The 8817-nt window shown below is 46.6% G+C and carries 13 protein-coding genes and 3 pseudogenes; 13 read left to right on the forward strand and 3 right to left on the reverse strand.

Going from position 1 to position 8817, the window contains the following annotated elements; translation table 11 throughout:
* Positions 1-1203: pseudogene (locus DW205_RS21620) on the forward strand (DNA methylase); the annotation flags it as partial.
* 186 nt (positions 1204-1389) lie between these two features.
* On the opposite strand, the pseudogene DW205_RS21625 reads toward DW205_RS21620, so the two are convergent.
* Positions 1390-1668 (reverse strand): annotated as a pseudogene (locus DW205_RS21625) (DUF418 domain-containing protein); the annotation flags it as partial.
* A 118-nt stretch (positions 1669-1786) separates the two neighbouring features.
* On the opposite strand from DW205_RS21625, the gene DW205_RS21630 reads away from it, so the two are divergent.
* Positions 1787-2164 (forward strand): nuclear transport factor 2 family protein, encoded by a 378-nt coding sequence (locus DW205_RS21630; protein ID WP_007366528.1) that lies wholly within the window; start codon positions 1787-1789, stop codon positions 2162-2164.
* An 11-nt stretch (positions 2165-2175) separates the two neighbouring features.
* Complete coding sequence (locus DW205_RS21635) at positions 2176-3033, forward strand: GNAT family N-acetyltransferase (RefSeq protein WP_007366527.1); 858 nt, start codon at positions 2176-2178, stop codon at positions 3031-3033.
* Positions 3034-3785: 752 nt separating this feature from the next.
* On the opposite strand, the gene DW205_RS22195 is transcribed toward DW205_RS21635, so the two are convergent.
* A complete protein-coding gene (locus tag DW205_RS22195; RefSeq protein ID WP_153868481.1) occupies positions 3786-3947 on the reverse strand; it encodes a hypothetical protein in 162 nt (53 codons plus the stop codon).
* 298 nt (positions 3948-4245) lie between these two features.
* Here DW205_RS22195 and DW205_RS21655 point away from each other — a divergent pair, with 298 nt between their 5' ends.
* The 10 genes from DW205_RS21655 to DW205_RS21700 all read left to right on the forward strand — a co-directional run bounded on the left by DW205_RS21655 (position 4246) and on the right by DW205_RS21700 (position 8505).
* Entirely contained in the window at positions 4246-4461 is a 216-nt protein-coding gene (locus DW205_RS21655; protein ID WP_008645962.1) for a hypothetical protein, read from the forward strand.
* Between the two features lie 11 nt (positions 4462-4472).
* A complete protein-coding gene (locus DW205_RS21660) occupies positions 4473-4694 on the forward strand; it encodes a hypothetical protein (RefSeq protein WP_005850431.1) in 222 nt (73 codons plus the stop codon).
* A 12-nt stretch (positions 4695-4706) separates the two neighbouring features.
* Positions 4707-5303, forward strand: coding sequence for a hypothetical protein (locus DW205_RS21665; protein WP_008645966.1), 597 nt, complete (start codon positions 4707-4709; stop codon positions 5301-5303).
* 16 nt (positions 5304-5319) lie between these two features.
* Positions 5320-5742: a PcfK-like family protein gene (locus tag DW205_RS21670; protein ID WP_008645968.1), complete on the forward strand. Its 423-nt coding sequence runs from the start codon at positions 5320-5322 to the stop codon at positions 5740-5742.
* Positions 5743-5744: 2 nt separating this feature from the next.
* Positions 5745-7034, forward strand: coding sequence for a PcfJ domain-containing protein (locus DW205_RS21675; RefSeq protein ID WP_008645969.1), 1290 nt, complete (start codon positions 5745-5747; stop codon positions 7032-7034).
* Between the two features lie 24 nt (positions 7035-7058).
* A complete protein-coding gene (locus DW205_RS21680) occupies positions 7059-7316 on the forward strand; it encodes a hypothetical protein (RefSeq protein ID WP_008645971.1) in 258 nt (85 codons plus the stop codon).
* Between the two features lie 20 nt (positions 7317-7336).
* Entirely contained in the window at positions 7337-7570 is a 234-nt protein-coding gene (locus DW205_RS21685) for a DUF3873 domain-containing protein (RefSeq protein ID WP_008645973.1), read from the forward strand.
* Positions 7567-7812 (forward strand): hypothetical protein, encoded by a 246-nt coding sequence (locus DW205_RS21690; protein ID WP_008645975.1) that lies wholly within the window; start codon positions 7567-7569, stop codon positions 7810-7812. The genes DW205_RS21685 and DW205_RS21690 overlap by 4 nt, the downstream gene beginning before the upstream one ends.
* A gap of 45 nt (positions 7813-7857) precedes the next feature.
* Entirely contained in the window at positions 7858-8166 is a 309-nt protein-coding gene (locus tag DW205_RS21695; protein WP_008151539.1) for a hypothetical protein, read from the forward strand.
* 117 nt (positions 8167-8283) lie between these two features.
* The gene (locus tag DW205_RS21700; RefSeq protein WP_008645976.1) at positions 8284-8505 is read left to right on the forward strand and encodes a hypothetical protein; all 222 of its coding nucleotides are present in this window, start codon (positions 8284-8286) and stop codon (positions 8503-8505) included.
* 63 nt (positions 8506-8568) lie between these two features.
* On the opposite strand, the pseudogene DW205_RS21705 reads toward DW205_RS21700, so the two are convergent.
* A pseudogene (locus DW205_RS21705) lies at positions 8569-8778 on the reverse strand (lysozyme); the annotation flags it as partial.
* Positions 8779-8817 lie beyond the last annotated feature (39 nt).

Here is an 8817-nt window from a genome sequence, read left to right on the forward strand (position 1 = left end):
AGGGGGGAAGAGAGCAGTAATGCTCTTGACCTACCCGATCGTCCATCCGACCTGCAACAGCGTGACGGACGCGGAGTTAGGGCGGGCAACGAGATTGCCAAGCGTTTTGCCGGGAACAATGTGGATGTCATCATCTACGCGGTGGAAAAGTCGTTGGACAGCTACAAGTTCAACCTGCTGCACTGCAAGCAGACGTTCATCTCGCAGCTCAAAAGCGGGGCGATGGGCGCACGTACCATCGATGAGGGGGCTATGGACGAGAAATCGGGCATGAACTTCTCGGAGTACATGGCGTTGCTCTCCGGCAATACCGACCTTTTGGACAAGGCGAAACTGGAGAAGCGTATCGCATCGCTTGAAGGGGAACGCAAGTCGTTCAACAAGGGCAAGCGCGATTCGGAGTTCAAGCTGGAAGCCAAGACGGGGGAACTGCGCAACAACACGGCTGTCATCGAAGCCATGACGGAGGACTGGAACCGTTTTCTTTCCGTTGTGCAGACTGATAAGGAAGGTAGTCGCCTTAATATTGTCAAGGTGGACGGCGTGGATTCAACCGACGAAAAAGTTATTGGAAAGCGTTTGCAGGAGATAGCCAAGAACGCCACGACGGGCGGTTTGTACAAGCCTGTCGGGGAGATTTACGGTTTCCCGATAATGGTGGTCAGCGAGAGGATACTCAAAGAGGGGCTGGAATTTACCGACAATCGCTTCGTGGTGGAAGGGAATTACAAATACACCTATAACAACGGGCATCTGGCGATGGCTGACCCGGTAGCCGCCGCACGTAATTTCCTGAATGCATTGGAGAGGATTCCGTCCATCATCGACCAGTATAAGGCGAAGAACGAGGTGCTGGAAAAGGAGGTTCCGCAGTTGCAGGAGATAGCGGGCAAGGTGTGGAAGAAAGAGGACGAACTGAAACAGTTGAAGTCCGAACTTGCCGCGCTTGACCGCAAGATACAGTTGGAGCTTGCGCCGCCCGCGCAGGAAGTCACCGAAAAAGAAAAGAACGGGCAGGAGATCAAGCCAGATGCGGAAGGTGTACGGAGCATATCGCCACAACAAACCGATGATGTCCCGCAGATTCGCAGCCCGATGGATAAACGAAGTCCGTCTGGCAATTTCATTGCCAATCATATCATTATCGGGCGTCCGGGTTTTCAGTTTAAGGATGAAAACCGATCGAAAGGGATAAAAATTTAAAATTATGAATTTTATATAAAATATTAATAGGGGCTATCCAAAAGGTCTAAAAGTAAATCTTATCCCCTCTGCAAGTATCTGTAGAAGAGTGATTGCAAGAATTTCTTTCTTTTTGGGCAGCCTCTATTAAATTTATTTATTCTTTCTTGATTTATGTTTATAAACATTATACCAAAAACATTCCAACTAACCTTGTTTATGTTTTGTCAGCCACCATTTGCACAACCATATTTGACTCCCAAAGAGAGTGAATTCGATAAGATAACTTGCTGCATACCCACAATAAGGGGCTAAATAGAATACGAATGGGAAATAGATAACAGTACCGACAACAGATTGCGTTATGTAGTTGGTTAAACTCATTTTACCATAAAGCTGTAATGTGGAAACCGCTTTTTTGACACGTTCCTTATGACACAATAATATGAACGAGAATATTTCTACAGAATCATCAGTAAAACAGAAAAAAATACTAATTTTGTTTTTGATGATCATTTCAAAAGGAATTAGAAAAAATGTCTAATTCTAACTTATAGAGGAAAAAGCAACAATTAAATATTAAAGAATAAAAGATACGAAAAATATGACGCCAAAAGAGATACTACAAGAATGGATTGACTGCTTCAACGCCGCCGATGCAGTCGCTTTGGCAAACTTATACGCTCAGGATGCCATAAACCATCAAGTCGCAAACACCCCGGTTATAGGAAAAACAGCTATCCATAAAATGTTTGTAAATGAATTTGCAACCTCAAAAATGGTTTGTATTGTTGAGCATATATTCGAGGATGGAGAATGGGCTATCATGGAATGGAAAGATCCGCTCGGGTTGCGAGGATGCGGATTCTTCCATGTGCAAAACGATAAAATCGTTTTCCAAAGAGGTTATTGGGATAAGCTCAGCTTTCTCAAACAGCACGGTTTAACCGTAGAGAATAGTGATAAAAATCCAAACACATAACACCGTCCGATATGGGAATCATCATTCATTCTTTAGAGTCCGTTTCTTTCAAAGATTTGTATGCGGCATTCTCATCCGCATTCAAAGATTATGATTTCTCTTTGAATGCGGATGAATTGCGACGCATGCTCGACCGACGAGGATACAATCCACAACTATCTTTCGGAGCATTTTTCGAAGGACGGCTGATTTCTTTTGTGTTTAACGGAACAGGCATGTACAACAACATCTTGACGGCCTATGACACAGGGACGGGAACCGTACCTTCATTCCGGGGATTACACCTAACCCAAAAAATATTCACTTTCAGCCTCGAATTGATATATCAACAAGGAGTTCGGCAATATGTACTGGAAGTTTTGCAACACAATCACAAAGCAATAAAAATATATCGCAAATTAGGCTTTGAAACACAGAGAAATTTCAACTACTACTCTGCCAAACTGAGCGATATTGTTCCTGTATTGCAAGTAAACCATACCGCATGTCGCATACTCCCATCGGATTTAAAAAACTGCCTTAACCAAACGGCCTGGTTCGATTTTCATCCTTCATGGCAAAATGACAGGGCTTCACTGGAACGCGGAATCGACAATTTGGACATATTGGGAGCTTATGAAAGAGAAGAACTTGTCGGATTTGTTATCTTTGAACCGGCATCAGGCGATATTTCATCCCTCGCAGTTGCAAAAGATTACCGGCGTAAAGGAATAGGTAAGTCCTTGCTTAAAAGTGCTGTCAGTCATTTTCAAAGCGATGTACTCAAATTTACTAATGTTGATTGCGATTGTGAATCAGTCACTGGTTTCTTGTCATCATTAGGACTTACCCCAAAAGGACAACAGTTTGAAATGGTCAGAAAAATTTAACCTACATTTATATGAATAGCCCTCATCATCAAATAACGGTTCTCAGCTATACGCAGGCAGGGATTTTAACCACTGAACTTCCTACGAAGAACTGAACTTTAAATTTACCACTTAACTGTCCTACGAAGCACGAAACCCCTGCTTGCGTATAGGTGATGTTATGCGGTCGGTTTTCATTTTCTCTTCTTTCTCGTTAATTTGTTACCTGAAGTTACGAAAAGAGTGTAATTTATTGGAGCTGAGCGTAGGTTAATTGCTCATGATAGTAATAGGTTACGATTTAGTTAGTTATCTACTGCATCATCCTTCTGCGCGTTGCGTAACCTTCAAAGAACTCTTCGTATGCAAAAGTAACAATAAAACGGGAGATTTTGAAATGAATCTCCCTAATTTTTTTCTTCTCATACAAGTTTTTCCGTAAAAGCGATTTTATCCGTCGGCACACCATCGTACAAAAGGATTTTGAACGAACGTATGCCGACTGCCGCATAAGCGGAGAAAAGGGCTTTGCATCACGCCTAAACAACAGTTTAGACTGATGATGCAAGGCCCATTTCTTTTGTGCTTATGCCAAAGAGGTGCTTTTACGGGTTTCTGACGATTTTTCTTTTTTGCTGTTCCTTTGAGCCGTAAGCGGAAAGCCGTGTCTGACCGCCCGATCCATGAATGGAACAAGCCGTCACACACGGCAGGCAAACCGGGAAGAATGATTTTATCCGTCAGACCGGACACGCTCGGCCAAACATATAAAATCATACTTCCTTGCCGGTGGTTTGCCCGGTTTCACGCCTCCGGCAGTGTCCCTTTTCCTTTTGGCGTTTTCCCTTTTTCACGGATTTCTCTTTCGAAGTTTTCCTGTCCAATCTGCCTCCACTTCCGTTTACCTCCATTTTCGCATCTTTCAGGGAGCGCATCAGGTTGTCATTTCCGTTCTGGGCGCAAAGGTAATTCCGGGATTGGACGGGAATGCAAGGTCAAGCCTCCTGTTTTCGGAAAAAATCTCCAGCCCTATGGGTAGTATTTTTCCCGAAAAACCTTGCATCCCCTAATCCCTACCTTTTCAAGCACCCGAAACGAAAACGACCGATGCGACAGAAAGACGCATTAAAAAAAATGTCGGATAAACGAGAAGCAGATAAGATAGTTTGAAACTCAACTCCCTCAACTCTTGAATCCGCATTAAAAAAACAAAAAATCAAAAACAGCGAAAATATGACGGCAACGGCAAATTTCAGACAAATGGCGCAGTACATAGGGCTTGCGATATGCGGCTTGATTGTGCGCACCGCCTTCGTGGTGTTCGGCATCCTTTGGGGCATCATTAGAGAGATTGTAAACGGAGTGTTCCGAGTGGCGATAGGCGTAATCGTGGCTATCCTTTCCGCAACCGCCTTCTTCGGTTTCATCCTTTGGTTATTCACCCTTTAACCCTTACCGACATGGCAAAGAGAAGCAGCAAAACGGCAGCGCAGCAATGCAGATACTACGAGGTGGACAACATCTTCGTGTACATGGTGGAAACGTACATCAACGGCAACATATCCGTGTTCCGTGAACTCTACCGAGAACTGAACAAGGACGCACGGAGGGACTTTACAGACTTCCTTTTGAGCGAAGTGCAGCCGACCTATTGGAGAGAGATACTGAAACAGACCATCTAAAATGACAGCGATATGAGAACGATAACAAGGACATACGACCTATTCCAATTAGCCGAACTCTCCGCAGCAGCGAGAGATACCGCATACAATGAATGGCTACGCACTTTTGAATACGGTTGGGACAGTGACAACCGCAACACGCTGGAAGCATTTGAAAGTGTGTTCAAAGTCAAAGTGAACGATTGGAGTTACGACACGTGCCGTTATTCCTACCGTTTCACCTCACGTTACAGCGGAAAAGAGGAGGAACTCTGCGGCATACGGCTTCTGAAATACATCGTCAATAACTATTGGCACATCCTATTCAAGCCGAAAACCTATTACCTCAAAGGAAATTTCAATAAGCAACGTAGAAGCCGGATATTCACGGATAACTGTTGCGTACTGACAGGCTATTGCGCAGACGAGGACATCCTGCGACCCATCTACGACTTTCTGAAAGCCCCCGACACCCGAACCACTCTGTACGACCTCATGGACAAGTGCCTTGACAGCTTCTTCAAGTCGTGCCGTGACGATATGGAATACCAGTGCAGCGAAGAGAGTTTTGAGGAGAGTTGCGCAGCCAACGACTACGAGTTTTTGGGAAACGGAAAAATGTATAACTGATAAAAACGACAGCGATATGAAAGGAACAGAACATTTCAAGAGAACGATACAGATGTACTTGGAGCAACGTGCGGCGGAAGATACGCTCTTTGCCAAGAACTACCGCAACCCTGCCAAGAACATAGACGATTGCGTCACCTACATTCTCAACTATGTGCAGCGGAGCGGTTGCAACGGCTTCACGGACGGGGAGATATTCGGGCAAGCAGTCCACTACTATGACGAGAACGAGATAGAGGTGGGCAAGCTAATCCAATGCCAAGTGGCGGTGAACCACGTGGTGGAACTCACGGCAGAGGAAAAGGCGGAAGCACGGCAGAACGCACTCCGCAGATACCAAGAGGAGGAACTCCGCAAGTTGCAGAACCGCAGCAAGCCGAGAACCGCCACCAAAGCGACCGCACAAGAAGTACAACAACCCAACCTATTCAATTTCTGATTATGAAACCGAGAACACCCATACAGCAGGAAGTCGCACGATTGAGCGAGCGACTGCCGAAATTGACCGCCACACAGAGGGCATACGCTTTCCGCCATTGCTTCAAGCATTACGCCATCAAGAGGGCGGACGGCACGAACATCTGCACCGAGTGCGGACATTCGTGGAAAAGTGAACACGACCTTGCGGACACCGTTTGCGGATGCACATGCCCGGATTGCGGCATGGAGTTGGAAGCGTTGCGCACCCGAAAGAGGGTTTTCAACGAGAACGAGTATTTCTGCATCATCACCACCTGCAAGCAGTACCAAGTGATACGCTTCTTCTTCGTCAAATCCCGATACAAGGCAGGGCAGGCAGCCGAGTATTCCATTTATGAAGTGGTGCAAAGGTGGATTTCGCCCAAAGGCACAACCGTCACTGTCGCCCGACTGCGAGGAATGTCCATACTTTACTACGACCTATGGGCGGAATACAGCGACATGGAGGTACGCAAGAACAACAAACTCCGTGCATACGATATAAACCCCGTCTGCACTTATCCCCGACAGCGTTTCATTCCCGAACTGAAACGCAACGGCTTCAATGGCGAATACCACAACATACTGCCTTACGACCTTTTCACGGCTATCCTTTCCGACAGCCGATCCGAAACGCTGTTGAAAGCAGGGCAATATCCCATGTTGCGCCACTATATCCGCAGTTCCTTTGACATAGAGAGGTATTGGGCATCCGTGAAGATATGTATCCGCAACGGCTACACCATTGCTGACGGCTCCATGTGGCGTGACACCATAGACCTCCTGCGGCTTTTCGGCAAGGACACGAACAGCCCGAAGTACGTCTGCCCCTCCGACCTCAAAGCCGAACATGACAGACTTATGCACAAGCGCAACAAGGAGATAGAGCGCAAGAAATTGGAGGAACGCATCCGCCAAGCGAAGAAACACGAGAAGGCATACCGCAAACTCAAAGGCATATTTTTCGGCATAGCCTTCACGGACGGCACTTTGCAGGTGCGTGTGTTGGAGAGCGTTGCGGAGTTTGCAGCGGAAGGGACGGAACTGCACCATTGCGTGTTTTCCAACTCCTATTTCCTTGAAAAGAACTCCCTTATCCTATCCGCAACCATTGACGGCAAGCGCATAGAAACGGTGGAGGTTTCCTTGAAGACATTGGAAGTGGTGCAAAGTCGTGGCTTGCACAATTCCAATACCGAGTACCACGACCGCATTGTAAACCTTGTGAACAGCAACGTGAACCTTATCCGCCAGCGGATGGAAGCGGCATAGTATCAACCTATAATACCCAATAGTATGGAAGTAAGAATTGAAAGCATGGTTTGTCTGTGGGACGATAAAATCCCCACGATGTTCATTGAATTTGTGAACCTCCTCACTCTTGCAACGAGTGAGGGGCAGTTAAGACGGAGTGTAAAGGACTTTGCCGAGAAGCACGAACTTGACAGGTTCTTCCTTTACGGCTTCGGCTCCCACCATTTCTACCTGCACCAACGCTATACAAGCGACCCCGAAATGGTGATGCGCAACAGAGTTTTGTCAGTACATTTTTAACCACTCTAAAATCAACGATTATGGCAACACGAATGACCATCAACGGAATAAGCACCTGCACTGAAGCAGGTACGGAGAAATACGAGCGTTTCCAATTAGGTATCGGCAGACGCAAGCGGACACTTGTGCAGTACGACTACCGCCATCCCACAAACGGAGAGTTGTTCTCTTGTGTCAAACCCACATTGGACGAGTGCCGAGCCGCACGGGACAAGTGGCTCACGGCAAAGGAAGAAAAGGAGGACAGACGATGAACGCAGCCTACCAAACGCTGATAGTGAAGTTCAGCGAGCCTATCAAAGTATTGGACGGTATCTTTGACGATGCCGAAGCGTGGGGAGTTGATACCCTAAAAGGGTGGATAGACGACTACGAGAGCTGCAGGTTTACCGCCATTGACAGCCATACGGCAGTCATCACAAGCGAGTACAATATGGAGTGCCTGATGGAATGGCTGAAACGAAACACACCCATTGCCGAGATAACAGAATGTTAAACAAGTTGGCGGTATCCGCACCGCCAACCTAAAACCAAGAAAAGCATGATAGCAAAGACGATTTTACAGCAAATAGGCGGCAGACGCTTTGCCGCCATGACGGGAAGCAAGGACTTTATAGACATGGGCAACGGCTTACGCATGAGCCTTGCGAGGAACAAGACGAGCGCAAACCGCCTTGACATCATCTACGATGCCGGCTTAGACCTTTACAATATGCGTTTCTACCGCAGGACGTTCAGTAAAAAGACATTCGAGTGCAAGACAAAGGATATAGCAACGCACGAGGGCATATACTGCGATATGCTGGAAGAAATGTTCACGATGGTAACGGGACTCTACACCCGTTTTTGAGTGGCGGCGGCGAAAGCCGCCCTACTTTCTTTCGGTGAGCATGATGGCGGACAAAGAAAGTAGCAAAGAAACCGCTGTCCCAATCTACGATAGTATTCACAAAAACAAGTTTTAATCATGGAAGAAATCAGACAGAACGGAAAAATCATCCTGTACAGTGATGACGGAACAAGCATAAGGATGATTTTCAAAAACCTCACGGGGAGGAATTTTCAAGGTCAGGAATATGCGGAGTATATCCGGCATATCGCAATCGGGGAGATGGGATTTTTGCCCGGCATCATAGAGCATTGCAGGAACGGTGAAGTAATCGGCAAAGGAAAAATCCCGAATGTATGAAAAGCGGAAAATCCGATGAAGTTGCGGCTTCATCGGATTTTCATTTGTCAGGCATTTGCCATGTTACGGAATGTACAGCAGCGCAAACTCCGCCTTTCTCCGTTTGAGCAGCATGGCGTGCCGTTTACCCTTGTAGTTGCAGAAAGCGATATATTCCCGGTAAATGTTCCTGTCGCCAGCCTCCAGCTTTCGGATCAGTTTGCTTTTGGGTATCTTCCCGCTCCCCAAAAGCCGGTATGGACCGACATTGTAGGCGAGCGTGGCAAGGAGCAGTTATCCAAACCCCAGCATTATCCTAAAAATACAGTTTTT

Origin of the sequence: Parabacteroides sp. AM17-47, assembly GCF_003434625.1 — a bacterium.
Lineage (GTDB): Bacteria > Bacteroidota > Bacteroidia > Bacteroidales > Tannerellaceae > Parabacteroides > Parabacteroides distasonis.